This is a genomic window from Sphingomonas sp. Leaf62 (genome assembly GCF_001421915.1).
GTDB lineage: Bacteria > Pseudomonadota > Alphaproteobacteria > Sphingomonadales > Sphingomonadaceae > Sphingomonas.
Genome location: NZ_LMLN01000001.1, coordinates 117,199 through 139,692 on the forward strand (window position 1 = coordinate 117,199; position 22,494 = coordinate 139,692).

The window sequence follows — 22,494 nt, forward strand, 5'->3', positions numbered from 1 at the left end:
CCATGCAGTTCGACACTCCCGCGACGACCAATCCCATCGACCGGATGAAGGTGGTCGGCCGCGCGCACGACCGCATCGACGGTCCGCTGAAAACGACCGGCGGCGCGCCCTATGCCTATGAGCATCAGGGCATCGCCAACCAGGCCTATGGCTATATCGTCGGCGCGGCGGTGGCGAAGGGGACGATCCGGTCGATCAACCTCGACGATGCGCGCGGCGCGCCCGGCGTGCTGACGATCGTCACCGCCCAGAATGCCGGCAAGCTCGGCAAGGGGCAGATGAATACGGTCAAGCTGCTCGCCGGGCCGCAGGTCGACCATTATCATCAGGCGGTGGCGCTGGTCGTTGCCGAGACGTTCGAACAGGCACGTGCCGCCGCCGCGCTGGTGCGGGTCGATTATGCGCGGGCGCCGGGGCAATATGATCTGGACGAGGCACTGAAGGATGCCCCGCTCGCCGATGGTGATGGCGGCGTCGCACGGGTCGGTTCGTTCGACAGCGCCTTTGCCGCTGCGCCGGTCAAGATCGATGCCGAATATACGACCCCCGACCACAGCCATGCGATGATGGAGCCGTTCGCGTCGATCGCGGCGTGGAAGGGCGACGAACTGACGCTGTGGACGTCGAACCAGATGATCGACTGGGGCCGTGGCGATCTGGCGAAGACGCTCGGCATTCCGAAGGAAAAGATCACGTTGATGTCGCCCTATGTCGGCGGGGGGTTCGGCGGAAAGCTGTTCCTGCGCGCCGATGCCGTGCTGGCGGCACTGGGTGCCAGGGCGGCGAAGCGGCCGGTGAAGCTTGCCATGCAGCGGCCGATGATGGTCAACAACGCCACCCACCGCCCGGCAACCCGCCAGCGTATCCGCATCGGGGCGCGACCCGACGGGACGATCACCGCGATCGCACATGAGAGCGGGTCGGGCGATCAGCCGAACGGTGGTCCCGAAGCGGCGATCAACCAGACCAAGCTGCTCTATGCCGGGGCGAACCGCCTCACCTCGATGCGGTTGGCGGTGCTGAATTTGCCCGAAGGCAATGCGATGCGCGCGCCGGGCGAAGCGCCGGGGATGATGGCGCTCGAAATCGCGATGGACGAACTGGCCGAAAAGCTGCGGATCGATCCAATCGCGCTGCGCGTCAGGAACGATACGCAGGTCGATCCCGCAAAGCCCGAGCGGCGCTTTTCGCAGCGGCAACTGGTCCGGTGTCTGGAGGAAGGGGCGCAACGCTTCGGCTGGTCGCGGCGCAATGCGACGCCGGGACAGGTGCGCGACGGCAAGTGGCTGGTCGGCATGGGCGTCGCGTCCGCGTTTCGCAACCACATGAACATGGCGTCGGGCGCGCGGGTGCGGCTGGGTCGCGACGGCATCGTCACGGTAGAAACCGACATGACCGATATCGGCACCGGCAGCTACACGATCATCGCCCAGACGGCCGGCGAAATGATGGGCGTGCCGGCCGAGGCGGTCGTGGTGAAGCTTGGCAGTTCGGCGTTCCCGGTATCCGCCGGGTCGGGCGGGCAATGGGGTGCGGCGAATGCGACCGCCGGGGTCTATGCGGCGTGCGTGCGACTTCGCGAACAGGTGGCGCAGCGGCTGGGCATCGACCCGGCGACCGCCGACTTCACCGATGGCAAGGTAAACGGCGGCGGGCGCTCCACCGATCTGCGCGCGGCGGCGGCCGGCGGCGACCTAATCGCCGAGGACAAGATCGAATTCGACAAGCTCGACAAGACCTATCAAATGGCGACGTTCGGCGCGCATTTCGTCGAGGTCGGGGTGGATGCCTATACCGGCACCACCCGCATCCGCCGGATGCTGGCGGTGTGTGCGGCGGGTCGGATCATCAACCCGAAATCGGCGCGCAGTCAGGTGATCGGCGCGATGACGATGGGCGCGGGATCGGCGCTGATGGAGGAACTGGCGGTCGACAAGCGGTTCGGCATGTTCGTCAACCACGACCTCGCCAGCTATGAGGTGCCGGTCCATGCCGACATCCCGCATCAGGAGGTCGTGTTCCTCGACGAAGCCGATGACAAGGCGAACCCGATGAAGGCCAAGGGCGTCGGCGAACTGGGCATGTGCGGCGTCGCCGGCGCGGTGGCGAATGCAGTCTATAACGCGACGGGTGTGCGGGTTCGTGACTACCCGCTGACGCTGGAAAAGCATCTCGACCGGTTGCCGCCGATCGCCTGATCCGGTCAGGAGGTGGCGGCCTTCGCCACCTCGACCGCATAGATGTGCGTCGCGCCTTCGAAATTGCCGCGGAACACCACCCATTTGGCGTCAGGGGTGAAGGTCATGTTCGGTTCCAGCCGGTAATCGTGGCGGCGCATATCGACCAGCTTTTCGACCTCCAGCGTGCCCGGCACGATCAGCGCATCGGCATTGGCGGCGTGGATGTCGGCTACGTCGGGAATTGCCTTTGGCGTGAGCAGGTAGAGATACTTGCCGTCGGGGGCATGGGCGACCATCTCGCTGTCGCCGCCGTCCCCCGAAAAGCGCCGGCCGCCGGGCATCTGGTTGTAATGGACCGACCATTGGTTGCGATCGACCTTGTACCAGTGGCGTTTGCCGGTGGTCAGGTCGTAGCCGGCGAGCCAGAACACCTCGCCGCGCGGGGTTTGCAGATCGTACCAGATCGTCTTGCCATCGGCCGAGAAGAATTCGTGGCCTGCGATCTCCATGTTCATCGTGCGGCTATGGATCAGTTGCTTGCCCGTGCCGTCCGCCCGGATCGTCCAGATGCGGTCGACCTTGTGCCACGGTCCTTCATGGCAATACAGTATCCGTTGCGGATCGGTGGGTGAGAACTGGATGTGGTTCAACCAGTCGGTCGAGGCGGTGACGACGCGGCGCTGGCCGGTGCGCAGGTCGATGGTAAAGATTTCCATCGGGATGCCCGCTTCCAGCCGTTCGTTCAGCCGACGTTCCTTGGCCTCGGCGAAGCTGTAGGGCGTGCCGTCCGCTCGGGTGGCGCGATAGTCCGCCTCGCCCGGTCCGACGACGCTGCCGGGGGTGTGACGCTGGTCCTGGCGCGTGCCGTCGGGACGGAGCGCGCCTTCGCCCAAGGCGACCTGACCCAATAGCAGCGTTTCATCGGCATTGATCGAACCGATCGATCCGCCCGGCACATCCGCCACCTTGCGGGTTCTGCGGGTATCGATATCGACCGCGAAGACGGCGGAGGGGCCGCTGGCGTCGTTGCGAAGCTGGCGCGCGTAATAGGCGGTTCGCGTCCTCCGGCCGGTGAATAGCAGCGTCACGCCCTTCTCCCGGACCAGCGGCTTCAGGTTCCAGGTCTTCAGATCGACCGTCGCGATACCGTCGGGGACGCTGACGACCATCCGGTCGCCTTGCGGGGTGTAGCTGTTCTGATGGAAGTACAGGCTGGTGCTGTCGGGCATGCGGCTGATGCGGACCACGCGGTGGCCGGTCAGGCGGTCGACCCACTGCGCGGCTGGTTCGGCCAGCGCGGGCGCCGCGCCCAGTAGCAGGGCGGCAAGGCCGAGAATGATCGGGGTCCGCATCGCACTCTCCAAACGCACTTGTGAATATTCCACATAGTATGATAGCTATTCACATATTGAGCATGACGAACCGGGTGATGCAAGCCCGGGCCATGTCAGGGAGAGAGCGCGCGTGATATCCGCCCCACCAGCCAAGCGTCCGGTAAAGCTGATCAATTATCTGGCCTATGGGTCGAACGACGTGCTGGGCGCGGGTTCGATGGCGGTGATTTCCGGCTGGGTGCTGATCTTTTATACCCAGTTTTGCGGACTGACCGCCGGACAGGCTGCGCTGATCTTTGCCGTCGCCCGCATCCTCGACGCGATCGCGTCGCCGGTGATCGGCTATTTCTCCGACCATTTCGGCACGACGGCGCTGGGCCAGCGGTTCGGACGGCGGCGTTTCTTCATTCTCGCGGCCATTCCGCTGTTGCCGAGCTTTGCGCTGATGTGGCTGCCGGGCATGACCTTCTGGTATTATCTGGTCAGCTATGTCGGCTTCGAGCTGGTGTATGCGATGGTCATCATCCCGTACGAAACGCTCGCCGCCGAAATGTCCACGGACTATCGGACGAAGGCGAAATTCGCCGGTTTCCGCATCCTGTTCGGTCAGACCGCCGCGATCCTTGCCGGGTTCCTGCCATTGTGGCTCATCAACTATCTGGGCCGCGACAGCGCGCAGACGTTTTTCTACATGGGGGTGATCTTCGCGGCGCTGTTCATGGCGACCGCAGGCTTTCTGTATCGGTTCAGCTGGGAACGTCCCCTGCCCGCACAGGCCGGCATCCGCGCGAATGCCGGGGTCGGGTCGGCGTTCAAGGCGCTGTACCGCAACCTGTTTTCGACGATGCGCATCCGGGCGTTCCGGCTGCATCTGGGCATGTATCTGGGCGGCTATATCAGTCAGGATATCTTCAACGCCGCCTTCACCTTCTTCGTGATCTTCGCGCTCGCGGGTACGACGGCGATGGCGTCGGGACTGCTGGGCACGATGTATATCGTCCAGTTCGTGGCGGTAGTGATCGCGATCAACCTTGCGCTCAGGGCCTCACCGGCCTTTGCCTATCGACTGGCGGCGGTCACCTTCGGGCTTGGCGTGATCGTGCTGCTGTCGCTGTGGGCGGGCGGGACGACCGCGACCAGCCCGCTGATCTACCTGGCGATCGGCCTTGCCGGTCTGGGGCGCGGGGCGCTCAACTATATTCCATGGGCCACGTACAACTACATGGCCGATGTCGACGAGATCGTGACCGGCCAGCGGCGGGAGGGCAGCTTTGCCGGGGTCATGACCTTCGTCCGCAAGGCGACGCAGGCGGCGGCGGTGGCAGGCGTCGGCCTCATCATCCAGGCGGGCGGCTTCGTTTCGGGCGCGCAGACGCAAACGCCGGAGGCCATCAACACGATCGCGCTGCTGCTGGGCGTCGGGACACTCGGGGTGCTGATGGCGGGTATCATCGTGTCGCTGCGCTTCCGCCTCGATCCGCAAACGCATGCGATCCTGATGGAAGAAATCGAACGGCTGCGCGCCGGCGATCCCACCCCGCCCGACCCGCTGCACAAGGCGGTGGTCGAGGATCTGTCGGGATGGCCGCACGATCAGCTGTGGGGCAATAACCCGGTCGCGGCGAAAGTCGCGTGATCTGGGCGGCGCTGCTGGCGCAGGCGGCAGCGGCAAGCGCGCCGGTGCCGCTGTGGCGCGATCCGGTGCATGACGGGGCGGCCGATGCATCGACGGTGCGCGATCCGGCGACACGCGAATGGGTGATGTTCTACACCAACCGTCGCGCCGATCTGCCGCTGGCCGACGAGAAGGACGTGTCGTGGGTGCATGGCACCGCCATCGGCATCGCCCGGTCGACCGACGGCGTTCGCTGGCGCTACGGCGGCACGGCGGCGATCTCGCCGGCCTGTACCGGGGCGACGCTGTGGGCACCGGACGTGCAGCGGATCGGCGGGCGCTGGCATATGTGGCTGACGGTGGTGCCGGGCGTGTTCAGGGACTGGAACGCGCCGCGCTTCCTCGTCCATCTGACCAGCCGCGACCTGATGCACTGGGACTGTGGCGAGCGGGTCGATCTCGGGTCCGACCGGGTCATCGATGCCAGCGTCGCGGTGCTGGGGCCGAACCGGTATCGGTTATGGTTCAACGACGAACGCGCGGGCAAGGCGATCAAATATGCCGACAGCCGCGACCTGACGCACTGGAGCGTCAAGGGAACGGTGACCGACACGCCGGGCGAGGGACCGAAGGCATTCCGATGGCGCGGCACATGGTGGCTGGTCAGTGATGCTTGGAAGGGGCTGCTGGTCCAGCGGTCAACCGACGCGACGCACTGGACCCGGCAGCCGGGCTATCTGCTGGCCGATGCCGGGCGGCGACCGACCGACCGGGCCAAGGGGCAGCATCCCGATATCGTCGTCGTCGGCGATCGGGCGTGGATACTCTATTTCGTGCATCAGTCGGGTGAGGAGCAGGCCGTGCGCGATCCGCGATGGCACCGGCGCAGCGTGTTGCAGATCGCCGAGTTGCGCGAGCGCGACGGCATGCTTTCGGTCGATCGGGAAGCGCCGGTGGTCCGGCCGTTGCGATAGGATCGGCTGCCGGTCTCATCCCTTCCAAACCGCCCGACGTATCCGGTTTAGGTGAGAGGCAAGATCCAGTTGAAACAAGCGGTGCCGTGTACCGCCTCGACGCTCGACTGCTACCCCCCGGTCATGTTCCCATAACCGATCACGATCGTCGCCAGCACCAGCAGGGCGACCCCGCCCCATACCATCGCCCGGGTGCGCGGAGCGGCGTCCTTCCATTCGCGCAGGGCAAATCCCCACAGCGTGCCGAAGATGATGATCGACGCCATGTGCAGCGTCCAGCTCGAAAAGCCGAACCGGCCCATCTGGCTTTCGCCCATGGTGTAGAAGAAAAACTGGAAATACCATGCGGTGCCGGCCAGCGCGCACAGCGCGAAGTTGCGGCCCATCGGCGCGCCCGCCGCCTTGCCGCGACCGATCCATTCTTCGCCGCTGCGGTTGCGGACGATCAGGATCGCGCACCACACCGCATTGGTCAGCAGCCCGCCGAACATGACGAGGCACAGCACCGGCAGGCCGGTCCAGAGCGGTCCGGTCCCGGCGGCGGCCGACAGCGCCTTGATCGGCTCGCCAGCGGCCAGACCGAAGGCGAAGCAGGCCGACATGATGCCGGCAAAGATCGCGACGACGATCCCCTTGCGGAAATCGAACTCGGCGACGGCCGCCGCCTTTTGTTGCGGGGACAGCGCCTGATCCTTCTTCGCGCCGGCGAGAGCGACGACGATGATCCCGGCGAGTGTCAGGGCAAGGCCGAACAGGATGATGTTGCCCGACACACTGTCGAGCAGCTTGGCCGCGAACTCTCCTGCAAACAGCGGCGGGATGAGCGTGCCGAAGACGGTGCAGAGCCCCAGCACCACCGCCATGCCGAGCGACAGGCCGAGATAGCGCATGACCAGCCCGTAGCCGAGCCCGCCGAACCCCCAGAGCACGCCAAAGAAGATCGGCCACAACAGCGTCGGCAGCGGCGTCGCCGCGAAGACGCCGAGCAGGTCGTTGGTCTGGATACTCGCAAAAAACCATGGCGCGAGCACCCACGAAAAGATCCCGCCGGTCAGCCAGTAAATCTCCCACGACCAGCGTCGCACCCCGCGATAGGGGACGTAGAAGCTGGCCGACGCGAACCCGCCGAGCCAGTGGTAGACGACGCCGGTCAGCGGGTTGGGGGTCATAGGGTCAGCCCCAGGCGATAGAGCCGGTTGGCGTTGCCGGCGAACATCGCGCGGCGCTCGGCGTCGGAGAAGTCGGCAGTAATCGCAGCATAGGCCCCGAGCGTCGCGGCGAAACTGCCGAACAATTTATCAGTTGGAAAGTCGCTCGCGACCATCGACCGGTCGGCACCGAACAGGTCGATCGCGGTCAGGACCAGCGTACGCGCCTGTTCGAGTGTCCATGGGCGATGGGTGAAGCCGATGCCCGACAGCTTGATCGCAACATGCGGCAACCGGGCGAGCGCGGCGAGCCCCCCCCGCCATTCGCCTTCCTCACCCGGCACGCACATGCCCATATGGTTGATCATCACCGGCGTTTCGGGATGGCGTTCGATCAGTCGCGCAAGAGCGGGGAACTGGCCGGGATAGGCTTGCAGGTCGAAGCTGAGCCCGTGTTCCGCGAGGCGAGCATAGCCCCTGCCCCATGCGTCGTCCTGCGTCATGTCGCGCGGGGTGTAGGTACGGCGGGAATCGGGGTGCCAGTTGACGATGTGGCGGATGCCGCGGACGTTGGGGTGCACGGCATGATCGGCGAGCAATGTGTCGAGGTCGGGATCGGACAGGTCGGCGAAGGCGACGATCGCGGTCGGCAACCCGTCGTAATCGGCCATCGCCTGTAGCCAGCGGGTTTCGTCGAGGGCGGCGCCCGGCTCCGCACCGGCATCGACATGGACGATGCCGCGGACGTCCCAGCCGCCGGCATCGGCGCGATAATCGCCGGGCAGATAGGTCTTCGCGATCGCTTGGACCGAACCGTTGGGGCCGTCATCGGCAAAGGGCGGGGTCAGCCATGGGTAGCGGATGCGATCGAGATCCCAGAGATGGACATGGGCGTCGACGAAGGGGAGTTTTTCCATGGCCTTGCGCTCGCGGTTTATCGTTTTTCTCGGCTGACCCGCCCCCGTTCGCTTCGAGCGGAGGTTCGAGCTTGTCGAGAACCGTCGTCGGGAAGGGGGTGCCTCACGTGGGGCCTTCTCGACAGACGCTTCTCGACTTCGCCCGAAACTGCTCGAACCGAACGGGGAGAACAGGGATGGATCAATATGTCGTCCGTCCGCCCGAGGTGTCGAACACCGACCCGGTGGTAAAGCTGCATTCCTCGCTGGCCATGAAACACACCATTGCGGCGCTTTCGTCGACCTCGCCCAGCCGCCCCATCGGGATTTTCGAGCGCATGTAATCGACCTGACTCTGCGGCAATTGCGCGAGGATCGGGCTTTCGAACGTGGCGGGGGTCAGCGCGTTGGCGATCACGCCCTTGCCGGCGAGTTCCTTGCCGAGCGACTTGGTGAAGCCAATCACCCCCGCCTTGGTCGCCGAATAGGCGCTGGCATTGGGATTGCCTTCCTTGCCCGCAACCGACGCGACATTGACGATCCGGCCATATCCGTTCGCCAGCAGGTGCGGTACGACCGCGCGGTTGCAATAGAACAGGCCGTTCAGGTTGACGTTCACGACCTGCAACCAGTTGTCGATCGGAAATTCGTGGACCGGCACGGTCGCCCCGGTGATTCCGGCCGAGCAGATCAGGATATCGACCTTGCCCAGTGCCGCCACGCTTTCCGCCGCAGCGGCGGCGACCGCCGCCGCGTCGGACACGTCGAGGCGGACACCGTGCAGACCGATACGCTGGCAGCTTTCCTCCAGCGCGGGGTTCATGTCCCACACCGATACCTGCCCGCCCTCTGCGACGATGCGTTCGGCGACCGCCAGGCCGAGGCCCGACGCCCCGCCGGTGATGATTGCGCTGCGTCCGGCGAACCGCCCCGAATAGGTCATCCGAGCACCGCATCGCCAAGGTTGCGCCATGCGACGACCTGCTGATCCTGTTCGCCAAGACCGGCGATGCCCAGCTTCATCGTGTCGCCCGCCTTCAGATAGACGGGGTTCGGCTTCTTGCCCTCGCCCACGCCCGGCGGCGTGCCGGTGATCATCACGTCGCCCGGATACAAAGTGATATATTCGCTGACATAGGAAATCAGTTCGGCGACGTCGAAGATCATCGTCTTCGTGTTGCCGGTCTGCATCCGCTCGCCGTTCACATCGAGGAACATGTCGAGATTCTGGTGGTCGCCGACCTCGTCCGGCGTTACCAGCCACGGACCGAGCGGGCAGAAGCTGTCATGGCCCTTGCCCTTCGACCACTGGCTGCCGCGCTGCTTCTGGTTGAAGCGTTCCGACACGTCGTTGGCGATCGCGAAGCCCGCGACATGGGTCAGCGCGTCTTCCTTCGACACGTAGCGCGCGGTCTTGCCGATCACGACGGCAAGTTCGACTTCCCAGTCGGTGTGGGTCGAATCCCTGGGGATCATCACCTCGTCGTTCGGACCGGTCAGCGACGACAGTGCCTTCATGAACATCATCGGTTCGGCCGGCACCGGCAGGTTCGATTCGGCGGCGTGGTCGGCATAGTTCAGGCCGATCGCGACGATCTTGCCGATACCGGCGACCGGCACGCCGTAGCGCACGGCGCCGTCGACGACGGGCAGGCTGTCGACATCGACGTTCAGGCCGGCGATGCTGGCGACGGTGATGTCGTCGACCACGCCCGACAGGTCGCGGATCTGGCCGTTCGCATCGACGATGCCGGGCTTCTCATCGCCCTGGGTTCCGTAGCGGCAGAATTTCATGGTCTCGTTCTCTCAGTGTTCGAAGGGACGGTGCATGGTCAGGTCGCGGTTCAGCTCGACCCCGAAACCGGGGGCATCGAGCCGCGAAGTCCGCATCCGTCCGTTTTCAGGAATAGGCTCGCCGATCAACTGCGGATGGAACATCGGCTGCACATGGTCGGCCTCCGGCGCCATCATCAGATATTCGGCAAAGGGAGAATTGTGGCGGGTGACGACGAAGTGATAGCTGTAGACCGACGAGCCATGCGGCACGACCAGCTTGCCGCGCGCATCGGCCAGCGCAGAGATCTTGAGCAATTCGGTCACGCCGCCGCACCAGCCGACATCGGGCTGGATGATGTCGCAGCAGTCCATGTCCAGCAGCATGCGGAAGCCCCAGCGGGTCGCCTCATGCTCGCCGGTGGTGACCAGCATCCCGCGCGGCACGTTGCGCTTCAGTTCGGCATAGCCCCAATAATCGTCGGGGCTGATCGCTTCCTCGATCCATTTCAGGCCATGGTCATGCGCGGCATGGGCCAGCCGGGTCGCATAGTCGACGTCGAGCGCCATCCAGCAATCCCACATCAGCCAGAAGTCCGGCCCGACGCGCTGGCGCATCTCGGCCAGTTCGGCGATGTTCTTCTTCAGCCCCTCGACGCCTTCGGCCGGACCATGGTGCAGCGGCATCTTGCCGCCGATGAAGCCCATATCCTTCGCGAGATCGGGCCGCGCGCCGGTGGCGTAGAATTGCAGTTCGTCGCGGACCGCGCCGCCCAGCATCTGATAAACGGGTTCGTCGCGCAGCTTGCCGAGCAAATCCCATAGCGCGAGGTCGACGCCCGAAATGGCGTTCACCACCAGACCCTTGCGCCCGTAATATTGGGTCGAGAAATACATCTGGTCCCAGATCTTCTCGTATTCGGTCGGCGAGCGCCCTTCGAGGAACCGAGCGAGATGCTTCTCGACGATGAAGCAGGCGGGTTCGCCGCCGGTCGTCACCGCGAAGCCGATCGTGCCATCCTCCGCCTCGATCTCGACGATCAGCGTACCAAGCACGTTGATGCCGAAGCTCTGCCGTGACTGACGATATTCGGGATAGCGGCTCATCGGCGTCGCGATATGATCGTCGATCCAGTGATAGCCCTGCTGGTCGTGATAGTCCGCCCCGCCGCCACGCACGGTGAACGCACGGACATGTTTGATCCTGGGAAGCGCCGCCTTCATTGCCACCACCTTCGTTACGCGCGGCCATGGTCCGCCGCCGACTGAACCCGAAATCCGCACGCGCCCGCGTACCATCATATGGTATGCCGCCTGCGCCATGCGGTCTGAATTGTTGGAAACCCCCGCTGCGGGAAATCCCGCGAACATCCGCTCCGACTGGTTTACTTTCTCACTTTATGGGATAGGATGCTACTAGATGAGACAGAAACCGTCAAACGAAGAATCACCGGCGGTTGCCGAGCCGGGGTCAGAGCCTGAGCTGAAAAGCGCGGCCAAGGCACAGGGTAGCCAGACGCTGGTGCGCGGACTCGACCTTCTCGATCAGGTCATCGACGGACCGGTGAAGCTCGCCGAATTGTCGCACCGCATGGGCCTTACGCGGTCGACGACGCACCGTCTGGCCAACGCGTTGATCGATCGCGGTTTTCTGACCTTCCTGCCGCGCGAGGGCTATTTGTTGGGACCGAAGCTGTTACAGCTCGGCTTCCTCGCACAGGGACAGGCCGACATCGTGCAGATCGCCCGCCCGCGGATCGAGGAACTGGCTGCGCAGACCGAGGACACGGTTCATTTCGGGCGGCTCGACAGCGACCTTGCACTGTATCTCGACAAGATTCCGGGACGTCGCCGGGTCGATATCTCCAGCCGGATCGGCGATCGACAGCCGCTGTCGTCGACCGGTCTCGGCAAGGCGCTGCTGCTCGACGATTCGGAAGCGCGCTGGATCGAGATTTTCGAGGCGGAGCACCCGCCGGGTACCCGCCGCCCCGACTTCGACGTGTGGATGGAACGGATGCGCGGCTATGTCGCAAACGGCCATGCGTATGATCTCGAGGAGAACGAGGATCTGATCCGCTGCGTCGCCGCCCCGGTGCGCGACGCATCTGGCCGGATCGTCGGTGCGATCAGTGTGTCGAGCGCCGCCCAATATATGGACGACGACCGCATGCAGACACTGAGCGTCGACGTGCGCGGCACCGCCGAACGGATCAGCCGTGATCTGGGATGGTCCCCCGATACCCAGGCGCTGCAAAAGCGTCGCAAGCGATAAGGAGAAGGATTGCGATGAAGCTGTTGGAAGGCAAGACGGTATTGGTCACCGGCGCGTCGACGGGCATCGGCCGGGCGGCAGCGATCGGCGCGGCGCAGCATGGCGCGAACGTCGTCATCAACTATCATAGCCGCGACGACGACGCCGATGCCTGCATCGCCGCGATCGAGGCGACCGGGCAGCGCGGGCTGGCCGTCAAGGGTGACGTTGCCGAGGCGGCAACCGCGACCGACTTCGTTGCGAAGGCGGTGGCGGAGTTCGGGCGCGTCGACGTGATGGTGTCGAATGCCGGTATCTGCCCATTCCACAGCTTTCTGGAGATGCCCGCGGAAACACTGGAGCGGACGCTGCGGGTCAACCTGCACGGCGCCTATTACATGTGTCAGGCGGCCGCGAAGGCGATGGTCGAACAGGGCGATGGCGGGGCGATCGTCGCCGTGTCGTCGATCTCGGCATTGGTCGGCGGCGAATATCAGACGCATTATACCCCGACCAAGGCGGGGGTTCATTCGCTGATGCAGTCGACCGCGATCGCGCTGGGGCGGCATGGCATCCGATGCAATTCGGTGCTGCCGGGCACGATCCTGACCGAGATCAACAAGGACGACCTCGCCGACGAAGGGAAGCGCAAATATATGGAAAGCCGCGTGCCGCTGGGTCGATTGGGTCAGCCCGAGGATATGGTCGGACCGATCGTATTCCTCGCGTCCGACATGGCGGCCTATGTCACCGGCGCGGCGCTGCTGGTCGATGGCGGCATGTTCGTGAACCTCCAATGAAGTCGATCGCACTTGCTCTTGCACTGCTGGCGTCCGGTCCGGCAGCAGCGGAAACCATCTTTATCGCCGGCGATTCCACCACACAGACGTACAGGGAAGATCGCTATCCGCAGACCGGATGGGGGCAGATGCTGCCCTGTGGCCTGACCGGTGACGTGAAGGTCGAGAACCGGGCGATGGGCGGCCGTTCGACCAAGAGCTTCATCGCCGAGGGGCGCTGGGACAAGATCATGGCCGAGGTGAAACCCGGCGACGTTGTACTGATCCAGTTCGGCCATAACGACGCCAGCCAGAACAAGCCGGAACGCTATGCGCCCGCGGCGACACTGTATCGCGATAATCTGTTGCGGATGGTGTGGGAAACGAAGGGCCATGGCGCGACGCCGATCCTGATCACGCCTGTCACCCGCCGGTCGTTCGGTGCCGATGGCAAGACCAGAGCGGATTTCGCGGCGTGGTCGGCAGTGGTGCGCGATATCGCCGCGACGACGGGCACCCAGTTGATCGACCTCGAATCGTCGTCGCGCGGCTGGGTCGACGGCAAGGGCGTCGCCGGGTCGAAAGCATTGTTCCTCCATTATCCTGCCGGGCGCTGGCCGGGGTTCAAGGACGGCATCGACGACGACACGCATTTCAGTGAACTGGGCGCGCGCGGTGTGGCGGAACTGATCGCCGCCGATCTGGCGAGGACGGGGTTGCCGGTAGCAGCGAAGGTTGCAAAGGATCGACCCGATCTGACGCGGACGACGCCTTTGGGGAAAACCGCATGCCGGTGACTGGATATCCTTCGTATTCCCGCGCAGGCGGGGATCTAGAGTCCGAGCCGTTGTCGCCTGGTTCCGGCAACCCGGGATCGCCGCCTGCTCAGGGGTCTGGTTGGGGGCTGGCGCGGCGCTCTCTGCTGTGCGCCGGGATGGCGGTTGGCGTTGCCAGTGCCTTCCCAGCCTTGGCCCAGCCGGGTTCCGCCCCCCTCACCTACCGCCCGATCTGGCCGGGCGCTGCGCCGGGTGGCGAACGGGTGACCGAGGCGGAACAGGAAATCCCACGGTCGCCGACCGGTCCGAAGGACGACACCGCGTTCCTGCACGTCCGTACCCCGACCATGGCGCATATCGCCCCGGCCAATCCCAACGGCGCGGCCATCCTGTTGGTCCCGGGCGGCGGCTATCTTCGCGTCGCGATCGGCAATGGCGGACGGGCGCTGCTCCAATTCTTCGCAGATCAAGGGTATCACGCCTATCTGCTGAAATACCGTCTGCCCGGCGATCCATGGGCGGCCGGGCCGGATGCGCCGTTGCAGGATGCCCAGCGCGCGCTACGGCTCATCAAGGCCGAGGCGAAGGCCAATGCAATCGCGATCGACCGGATCGGCGTGATGGGATTTTCGGCGGGCGGGCATCTGGCGGCGATGCTGGCATATCGTAGCGACGAAACCTATTGTCCGGTCGATGCTGTCGATGCACAGCCGCTGGGCATACGGGTGGCCGGGTTGCTGTATCCGGTGGCGCTGATGGGTGCGCCGGGCACGCACAAGGGGTCGCAGGATCAACTACTTGGCAAGGACCCGACGCCCGAGAAGGCGTTGCGCGCCCGCACCGATGCCCGGATCAACGCGGCCAGCCCGCCGACCTTCATCGCCCACGCGATCGATGACCGGGTGGTGAGCGTCGACAACGGCCTCGCGCTGCTGGCTGCGCTGCGGCGGGCGAAGCGGCCCGCCGAAGCGTATCTTCCGGAGATCGGCGGCCACGGTTTCGGCGTGATGCTGGATGGCCAGCCGGCCCCGTGGACGAGCCTGTTCTTTGCCTTCGCGAAACGGCACGGACTATGAGCAGGCCGTCGGTCGCGCTGTTCGTCACCTGTCTGGTCGATGCGATGCGGCCGGCGATCGGCTTTGCCTGCCTGAAGGTGCTGGAGGAGGCAGGGTTCGACGTGATCGTGCCGCCGGGCCAGACCTGTTGCGGGCAGCCTGCGCTCAATTCGGGCGACCGTGACGGGGCGGTGGCGATCGCGAAGGCGACGATCCGGTGTCTCGAACCCTATGACACGATCGTCGTGCCGAGTGGATCGTGCGGTGGGACGATCAAGGTCCATTATCCCGAATTGTTCGCCGACGATCCGGCATGGCTGGCAAGGGCCGAGACTCTGGCTGCCAAGACCCACGAAATCCTGTCGTTCCTCGACGCGCAAGGGTGGCGGCCCGACGGGGTCGACCTGCCGACGACCGCAGCCTATCACGACGCTTGTTCGGGCCTGCGCGAACTGGGCATCAAGCGTCAGCCGCGAACGCTGCTGTCGGCGGTCGCCGGTCTCGACCAGCTGCCGCTCAAGGGGGCCGAGACCTGCTGCGGGTTCGGCGGCACCTTCTGCGTCAAATATCCGGCGATTTCGAATGCGGTAGTCGAGGAGAAGGCGCAGGCGATCGAGAACAGCGGCGCGGCACTGTTGTTGGCGGGCGATCTGGGGTGCCTGATGAACATGGCGGGCAAGCTGCACCGGCGCGGCAGCAGCGTCCGGGCGTTCCATACCATCGAGATTCTCGCCGGTATGGGCGATGGCCCGGCGATCGGTGAGCCGGCATGAGCTTTGGCCAACGCGTCGAACTGGCGCTGGCCGATCCGGTGCTGAAGGTCGCGGTCGAGCGAACCGCCGGCACCGCCGAGGCGAAGCGGGCGGCGGCGGTCGAGGCGTTTCCGGCATTCGAGGATGCGCGGACGCGGGCGGCGGCGATCAAGGACCATGTGATCGCGCATCTCGGTCACTATCTGGAGATGTTCGAGGCGAACGCGTTCGCGGCTGGCGCGCAGGTCCATTGGGCGCGCACCGCCGACGAGGCCGCGAAGATCGTCATCGACCTGTGCCGCAAGGCGGGTGCGACGTCGGTCGCGCGCTCCAAATCGATGCTGGGGGAGGAAATCGGCCTGCCCCATGCGCTGGCCGAGGCGGGGATCGAGCGGGTCGAGACCGACCTTGCCGAACATATCATCCAGCTGGCGGGCGAACGGCCGTCGCACATTGTATGGCCGGCGATGCACAAGACCCGCGAGCAGGTGTCGGCGCTGTTCCGCGCGAAGCATCGCGACCCGCATGTCGAGGAAACGATCGCGGCGATGGCCGAAAGTGCGCGGCGGCATCTTCGCAGCCAGATGCTGGGGGCCGATGTCGGCATCTCCGGCGCGAACTTCCTGATCGCCGACAGCGGCAGCGTCTGCACCGTCACCAACGAAGGCAATGCCGAACTGTCGATCGTCCCGCCGCGAGTGCATATCGTGACGGCGGGGATCGAAAAGATTGTGCCGTCGCTGCCCCACGCCATCCATATGCTCAGGATGCTGGCGCGGTCGGCGACCGGCGCGGCGCTGACCCAATATACGACCTTCTATACCGGACCGAAGCGCAATGGCGATCGCGACGGGCCGGAGGAGATGCACATCGTGCTGGTCGACAATGGCCGCAGCGCGATGGCCGCCGATGCGGCGTTGAAGGAGATGCTGCGCTGTATCCGCTGCGGGGCGTGCATGAACCATTGCGTCGTGTTCCGGCAGGTCGGCGGCCATGCCTATGGCGGCACCTATCCGGGGCCGATGGGGGCGGTGCTGACCCCGGCGCTCGACGGGTTGTCGGCCAATCGCGATCTGGCCCATGCCTGCACGATGAACGGGCGATGTCAGGAGGTCTGCCCGGTCAAGATTCCCCTCCCCACGCTGTTGCGCGGGTGGCGCGAGAAAAGCTGGCGCGAGGGGCTGGAACCGGTGTCGATGCGGCAGGGCCTCGGCATCTGGCGGCGGGCGGTGCTGCGGCCACGGCTGTATCGCATGGCGAGCAGCGCAGCCGTACGCGCGATGCGGGTATTGGCGCGACAGGGCTGGATCACGCGCCTGCCCCTCGCCGCCGCGTGGACGAAGTATCGCGACATGCCCGCGCCCGAAGGCGGTACCTTCATGGCGCAATATGCCAAGGGGCGACGGCGATGAACGCGCGCGACACGATTCTCGGCAAGCTGCGGGCGACCGTACCCGTCGATCTGACGGCGCGGGCGGCGGCGCTGGTGGCGGGAAGCGAGCGCCCCCCCGAGCCCGCCGGTTCGCTGGTCGAACGCTTCGTCGCGCGGCTGGCGGGGCCGAGCGTGTCGGCGACGTTCGACCGGATCGATGCTGCCGATGCCCTGCCCGATGCGGTTCGGCGCTATCTTGCGGCGCAGGCGCTCCCCGCCGCGCTCTATCTGCCGCCCGATCCGCATGTCGCCGCGCTCGACTGGCACGGCTTCCAGATCGATCAGGAGGCCGCCCCCGATCAGGGCGCTGCGCTGGCGGTTGCCAAGGCGGGAGTGGCGGAGAGCGGGTCGCTGGTGTTCGAAACCGGACCACAGGCACCGATGCTGCCGAACTTTCTGACGCTCCATCATATCGTCGTGCTGGCGCAAGCGGACCTGGTCGCGACGCTCGAGGATATTCCGGCCGATCTGGCGGGGCATCGCGCGCATTACTGGGTCACCGGCGTGTCGGGGACGACCGACATCGAAGGGCAATATGTCCGCGGGGCGCATGGACCGCGGTTTTTGCATGTCGTGCTGATTGGCTGAGGCCGACAATTCCCCCTTTCCCGTTTGCTTCGAGCGGAGGTTCGAGCCTGTCGAGAAGCGAAGTCGACAAGGGGGTGCCCATAGCGACCCGTTCTCGACGAGGTTCGGGTCGAATTGTCCCCCGGACAATTCTGGATCATGCGGGGCATGGTCCATCCGAGCCTTTTCTCGACTTCGCTCGAAGCTGCTCGAACCCGACGGGAGGAAGATGGAAACGGCCGCTCAACAAAGTCTTTCGGCATTAATCACGCGCTAACCCGATGGTAACCGGAACGACGCATCGCACGCATACGTATTGCGCGTGACAAGCGTTCGACAATCGATACTGTCGTTCCGACCCTGTTCAGAGGAACCTGCGTGACTCAGCCTGCCCTCTCCGCCGTTTCCCCTACGTCCCCGCCGCTTGCCGACGCGATCCTCGAAACGCTGGTCCATCGCATCGGCAAGGATGCGCAGGCCGCCCTGCCGCATGACTGGCTGGCGGCGACGATCCTGACCGTGCGTAACGACATCATCGAACGCTGGATGGCGTCGAGCAAGGAAGCCCATGCCGCCGGGGCGAAGAAGGTCTATTATCTAAGCCTCGAATTCCTGATCGGGCGGCTGTTGCGCGATGCGATCGCCAATCTGTCGCGGACCGACGAGGTGCGCGAGGCGCTGGCGTCGCTGGGCGTCAACCTGTCCGATCTGGAGGGTGAGGAACCCGATGCCGCCCTCGGTAACGGTGGTCTCGGACGACTGGCGGCTTGCTTCATGGAGAGCCTCGCGAGCCTCGACCTGCCGGCGTACGGCTATGGCATCCGTTATGTGAACGGCATGTTCCGCCAGCGGATCGACAATGGCTGGCAGATCGAGCTGCCCGAAACGTGGTTGCGCCACGGCAATCCATGGGAGTTCGAACGGCGCGAGAGCAATTATCGCATCGGTTTCGGCGGTGAAGTGGTCGGCGACGAGAATGGCGACATTCACTGGATGCCGAGCGAAAGCGTCGAGGCGGTAGCGGTCGATACCCCGGTGATCGGCTGGCGCGGGGCGCGGGTCAATACGTTGCGGCTGTGGACCGCGCGGGCGCGCGATCCGATCCGGCTCGACCGGTTCAATGCCGGCGATCACGAAGGCGCACTGGCCGCTTCGGTGCGCGCCGACACGCTGGTCCGCGTCCTGTATCCGGCGGACTCGACGCCGGCCGGACAGGAATTGCGGCTGCGGCAGGAATATTTCTTCTCCTCGGCATCTATCCAGGACATCGTCCGTCGGCACGTCCAGTATTTCGGTGACATCCGCACCCTGCCCGACAAGGCTGCGATCCAGTTGAACGATACCCACCCGGCGGTGTCGGTTGCGGAGTTGATGCGCATCCTGATCGACGACCATGCGCTCGATTTCGACGGCGCGTGGGAGATTACCAAGGCGACGTTCGGCTATACCAATCACACGCTGCTGCCCGAGGCGCTCGAAAGCTGGCCGCTCCCCCTGTTCGAACGGCTGCTGCCGCGACACATGCAGATCGTCTATGCGATCAATGCGAAGGTGCTGCGCGAGGCGCGGACTCAGGGGCAGGACGATCGCGCGATCTCCGCGATCAGCCTGATCGACGAAGGCGGCGAGCGGCGCGTACGGATGGCAAACCTCGCCTTCACCGGCAGCCACAGCGTCAACGGCGTCGCGGCGCTGCACACCGACCTGATGAAACAGACGGTGTTCGCCGACCTGCACCGCCTGTATCCCGACCGGATCAACAACAAGACCAACGGCATCACCCCGCGCCGCTGGCTGTTCGAAAGCAATCCGGGGCTGACCGCGCTGATCCGCGAGGCGATCGGCGACGGCTTCCTCGACGATGCGACCAGGCTGGCCGACCTGAAACCCTTCGCCGCCGATGCCGCGTTCCGCGAGAAGTTCGAGGGCGTGAAGCGCGCCAACAAGGTCCGGCTGTCGCAACATCTGCGCGAGGTGATGGGCGTCCGCCTCGATCCCGACGCGATGTTCGACGTGCAGGTGAAGCGCATCCACGAATATAAGCGCCAGTTGCTCAATATCCTCGAAACGGTGGCGCTGTACGACCAGATCCGCAGCCAGCCGGACAAGGACTGGACGCCCCGCGTGAAACTGTTCGCGGGCAAGGCAGCGTCGAGCTATCATAACGCCAAGCTCATCATCAAACTGGCCAATGACGTCGCGCGCCGGGTCAATGCGGACCCGGCGGTGCGCGGGCTGCTGCGCGTGGCGTTCGTGCCGAACTACAATGTTTCGCTCGCCGAACTCATCATGCCTGCCGCCGACCTGTCCGAACAGATCAGCACTGCCGGCATGGAAGCGTCGGGCACCGGCAACATGAAGCTGGCGCTGAACGGCGCGCTGACCATCGGCACGCTGGACGGGGCCAATGTCGAAATCCGCGACCATGTCGGCGCGGACGATATCATCATCTTCGGCCTGACCGCCGATCAGGTCGCCGAGAAGCGCGCCAATGGCTATGACCCGCGCGAGCCGATCGCCGCCTCGCGCGAGTTGCAGCAGGCGTTGTCGGCGATCAAGAGCGGGGTGTTCAGCCATGACGATCCGGGCCGCTATGCCGGCCTGATCGAGGGGCTGGAGAATAGCGACTGGTTCCTGTGCTGCGCCGATTTCGACAGCTATGCGCAGGCACAGCGCGACGTCGACGCGCGGTGGGCGGACCGGGCAGGCTGGAACGCCAGCGCGATCCGCAATGTCGGCGGGGTCGGCTGGTTCTCTTCCGACCGAACGATCAGCGAATATGCGCGCGATATCTGGAAAGTAATGTGAGGCCGCCGGCCGACGCCGTCGCAGCGCTGCTCGCGGGGCGTCACGCCGATCCTTTCGCGCTGCTGGGGCCGCACGCCGGGCCGCAAGGCACGTTCGTGCGGGCTTGGTTGCCGAATGCGCAGAAGGTGCTGGCCCACGACCTGTCGGGCAAGCTGCTGGGCGAGCTGCGGCCGGTCGGCGACGGCATCGTCGAGGGGACGATCGACGGCCCGCCCCAGCCGCTGCTCTATTATGCGCGCGGCGGAGCCGGTGAATGGTGGGTCAAGGACCCCTATTCGTTCGGGCCGGTGCTGGGGCCGACCGACGATTTTCTGATCGCCGAAGGTACGCACCTGCGGCTGCACGACAAGCTCGGCGCGCATCCGATCCGGCATGAAGGTGCCGAAGGCATGCACTTCGCGGTATGGGCCCCGAACGCACAGGTCGTCAGCGTGGTCGGCGACTGGAACCATTGGGATGCCAAGCGCCATCCGATGCGGCGGCGAAGCGATGTCGGCGTCTGGGAAATCTTCCTTCCCGATGTCGGGCCGGGTCAGGCGTATAAATTCGCGATCATCGGCGCGGACGGGCAGCGATTGCCGCACAAGGCCGATCCGTTCGCCTTTGCCAGCGAACTGCGACCGGCAACGGCATCGCTGACGGCAGCGCCGCTCGACCACGACTGGCGCGACAAGGCGCATCGCGCGCATTGGGCGTCGGTCGATCCGCGCCGCGTGCCGATCTCGATCTACGAAGTCCATGCCGGCAGTTGGCAACGCGGCGACGATGGCTGGTTCCTGCCATGGGACCAACTCGCCGATCGACTGATCCCCTATATCGTCGACATGGGCTTTACCCATATCGAATTCCTGCCGATCAGTGAGCATCCCTACGACCCATCGTGGGGCTATCAGACGACCGGCCTCTATGCCCCGTCGGCGCGGTTCGGCGATGCGGCCGGGTTCGCGCGCTTCGTCGATGGCGCACACAAGGCCGGCGTCGGCGTATTGCTCGACTGGGTGCCGGCCCATTTTCCGACCGATGCGCACGGACTGGCGCGGTTCGATGGTACCGCGCTGTACGAACATGACGATCCGCGGCTGGGCTTCCACCCCGACTGGAACACGGCCATCTATAATTTCGGCCGCCGCGAAGTATCACAATTTCTCGTCAACAATGCGTTGTTCTGGGCCGAGCGCTATCATGTCGACGGGCTGCGCGTGGATGCGGTCGCGTCGATGCTGTACCGCGACTATTCGCGCAAGGATGGCGAATGGATCCCCAACGACGCCGGCGGGCGCGAAAACTGGGAGGCGGTCGAATTCCTGCGCGCCACCAACCGTGCGGTCTATCGTGACCATCCCGGGTTTTTTACGGTTGCCGAGGAGTCGACGTCATGGCCCGGCGTGTCGAAACCGGCGCACGAAGGTGGTCTGGGCTTCGGGTTCAAATGGAATATGGGGTTCATGCACGACACGCTCGCCTATATGGCGCGCGAGCCGGTGCATCGGTCGCATCATCACAATGAAATCACCTTCGGGCTGACCTACGCGTTCAGCGAAAACTTCGTCCTGCCGCTCAGCCACGACGAAGTCGTGCATGGCAAGGGATCGCTGCTGGCCAAGATGGCGGGCGACGACTGGCAGAAATTCGCCAATTTGCGCGCCTATTATGCTCTGATGTGGGGCTATCCCGGCAAGAAGCTGTTGTTCATGGGACAGGAATTCGCACAGCGCCGCGAATGGTCCGAGGAACGCGCGCTCGATTGGGAATTGATGGACGCGCCCGCCCATCGCGGCGTCGCATCGCTGATCCGCGACCTGAACCGGCTGTATCGCGCGACGCCGGCGCTGCACGCCCGCGACTGCGAGGGCGACGGGTTCGCCTGGGCCGTGGTCGACGACGCCGCCAATTCGGTGTTCGCCTGGGAGCGCCGGGCACCGGGCGAAGCGCCGGTACTGGTCGTCAGCAACCTCACCCCGATCCCGCGCGAAGGCTATCGCGTGCCGGTGTCGCAGGGCGGGCGCTGGCGGGAGATGCTGAACAGCGACGCCGCCGAATATTGCGGCGGCGGCATGGGCAATATGGGCGTTGTCGAAGCGACGGACGGGATGGTGACACTGACCCTGCCCCCGCTGGCAACGCTCTGGTTCGAAAACGAAAAATAATCTG

18 protein-coding genes are annotated in these 22,494 nt (G+C 65.2%); 12 read left to right on the plus strand and 6 right to left on the minus strand.

The annotated features are described in order from the left end of the window. Positions 1–2: 2 nt before the first annotated feature. Positions 3–2,198: an aldehyde oxidoreductase molybdenum-binding subunit PaoC gene (gene paoC / locus ASE91_RS00525; RefSeq protein WP_056003917.1), complete on the plus strand. Its 2,196-nt coding sequence runs from the start codon at positions 3–5 to the stop codon at positions 2,196–2,198. A 5-nt stretch (positions 2,199–2,203) separates the two neighbouring features. On the opposite strand, the gene ASE91_RS00530 is transcribed toward paoC, so the two are convergent. Beyond that, positions 2,204–3,532: an oligogalacturonate lyase family protein gene (locus ASE91_RS00530; protein ID WP_056621758.1), complete on the minus strand. Its 1,329-nt coding sequence runs from the start codon at positions 3,530–3,532 to the stop codon at positions 2,204–2,206. A 112-nt stretch (positions 3,533–3,644) separates the two neighbouring features. On the opposite strand from ASE91_RS00530, the gene ASE91_RS00535 reads away from it, so the two are divergent. Both ASE91_RS00535 and ASE91_RS00540 read left to right on the plus strand, forming a co-directional pair. Next, the gene (locus tag ASE91_RS00535) at positions 3,645–5,150 is read left to right on the plus strand and encodes an MFS transporter (protein ID WP_056621760.1); all 1,506 of its coding nucleotides are present in this window, start codon (positions 3,645–3,647) and stop codon (positions 5,148–5,150) included. Then, positions 5,147–6,103, plus strand: a complete 957-nt coding sequence (locus tag ASE91_RS00540) for a glycoside hydrolase family 43 (protein WP_235530228.1) — start codon at positions 5,147–5,149, stop codon at positions 6,101–6,103. The genes ASE91_RS00535 and ASE91_RS00540 overlap by 4 nt, the downstream gene beginning before the upstream one ends. 110 nt (positions 6,104–6,213) lie before the next feature. Here the strand turns inward: ASE91_RS00540 and rhaT are convergent, their stop codons facing one another. From rhaT to rhmD, 5 genes are all read right to left on the minus strand, one after another. Then, positions 6,214–7,272, minus strand: a complete 1,059-nt coding sequence (rhaT, locus tag ASE91_RS00545) for an L-rhamnose/proton symporter RhaT (protein ID WP_056621762.1) — start codon at positions 7,270–7,272, stop codon at positions 6,214–6,216. Beyond that, on the minus strand, positions 7,269–8,168 hold the full coding sequence (locus ASE91_RS00550) for an amidohydrolase family protein (RefSeq protein ID WP_056621764.1): 900 nt from the start codon (positions 8,166–8,168) through the stop codon (positions 7,269–7,271). The genes rhaT and ASE91_RS00550 overlap by 4 nt, the downstream gene beginning before the upstream one ends. A 181-nt stretch (positions 8,169–8,349) precedes the next feature. Continuing rightward, positions 8,350–9,090, minus strand: a complete 741-nt coding sequence (locus ASE91_RS00555; protein WP_056003933.1) for an SDR family NAD(P)-dependent oxidoreductase — start codon at positions 9,088–9,090, stop codon at positions 8,350–8,352. After that, positions 9,087–9,941 (minus strand): fumarylacetoacetate hydrolase family protein, encoded by an 855-nt coding sequence (locus ASE91_RS00560; RefSeq protein ID WP_056621766.1) that lies wholly within the window; start codon positions 9,939–9,941, stop codon positions 9,087–9,089. Before ASE91_RS00560 ends, ASE91_RS00555 begins: the two co-directional genes overlap by 4 nt. Before the next feature lie 12 nt (positions 9,942–9,953). Then, positions 9,954–11,144, minus strand: a complete 1,191-nt coding sequence (gene rhmD, locus ASE91_RS00565) for an L-rhamnonate dehydratase (RefSeq protein ID WP_056621838.1) — start codon at positions 11,142–11,144, stop codon at positions 9,954–9,956. Between the two features lie 196 nt (positions 11,145–11,340). On the opposite strand from rhmD, the gene ASE91_RS00570 reads away from it, so the two are divergent. The 9 genes from ASE91_RS00570 to glgB all read left to right on the plus strand — a co-directional run bounded on the left by ASE91_RS00570 (position 11,341) and on the right by glgB (position 22,490). Beyond that, the gene (locus ASE91_RS00570; protein WP_056003938.1) at positions 11,341–12,195 is read left to right on the plus strand and encodes an IclR family transcriptional regulator; all 855 of its coding nucleotides are present in this window, start codon (positions 11,341–11,343) and stop codon (positions 12,193–12,195) included. Positions 12,196–12,209: 14 nt separating this feature from the next. Continuing rightward, entirely contained in the window at positions 12,210–12,974 is a 765-nt protein-coding gene (locus ASE91_RS00575) for an SDR family NAD(P)-dependent oxidoreductase (protein WP_056621768.1), read from the plus strand. Continuing rightward, positions 12,971–13,750 (plus strand): rhamnogalacturonan acetylesterase, encoded by a 780-nt coding sequence (locus tag ASE91_RS00580; RefSeq protein WP_056621769.1) that lies wholly within the window; start codon positions 12,971–12,973, stop codon positions 13,748–13,750. The genes ASE91_RS00575 and ASE91_RS00580 overlap by 4 nt, the downstream gene beginning before the upstream one ends. A gap of 170 nt (positions 13,751–13,920) precedes the next feature. Then, positions 13,921–14,805 carry an alpha/beta hydrolase gene (locus tag ASE91_RS00585; protein WP_235530229.1) on the plus strand — a complete coding sequence of 295 codons (885 nt, stop codon included), beginning with the start codon at positions 13,921–13,923 and terminating at the stop codon, positions 14,803–14,805. Beyond that, a complete protein-coding gene (locus tag ASE91_RS00590) occupies positions 14,802–15,557 on the plus strand; it encodes a (Fe-S)-binding protein (RefSeq protein WP_056621773.1) in 756 nt (251 codons plus the stop codon). Before ASE91_RS00585 ends, ASE91_RS00590 begins: the two co-directional genes overlap by 4 nt. Next, positions 15,554–16,948 (plus strand): lactate utilization protein B, encoded by a 1,395-nt coding sequence (locus tag ASE91_RS00595; protein ID WP_056621775.1) that lies wholly within the window; start codon positions 15,554–15,556, stop codon positions 16,946–16,948. Before ASE91_RS00590 ends, ASE91_RS00595 begins: the two co-directional genes overlap by 4 nt. Beyond that, positions 16,945–17,556: a LutC/YkgG family protein gene (locus tag ASE91_RS00600; RefSeq protein WP_056621777.1), complete on the plus strand. Its 612-nt coding sequence runs from the start codon at positions 16,945–16,947 to the stop codon at positions 17,554–17,556. The genes ASE91_RS00595 and ASE91_RS00600 overlap by 4 nt, the downstream gene beginning before the upstream one ends. 357 nt (positions 17,557–17,913) lie before the next feature. Next, positions 17,914–20,343, plus strand: coding sequence for a glycogen/starch/alpha-glucan phosphorylase (locus tag ASE91_RS00605; RefSeq protein ID WP_056621779.1), 2,430 nt, complete (start codon positions 17,914–17,916; stop codon positions 20,341–20,343). Continuing rightward, on the plus strand, positions 20,340–22,490 hold the full coding sequence (gene glgB / locus ASE91_RS00610) for a 1,4-alpha-glucan branching protein GlgB (RefSeq protein WP_056621781.1): 2,151 nt from the start codon (positions 20,340–20,342) through the stop codon (positions 22,488–22,490). The genes ASE91_RS00605 and glgB overlap by 4 nt, the downstream gene beginning before the upstream one ends. Positions 22,491–22,494 lie beyond the last annotated feature (4 nt).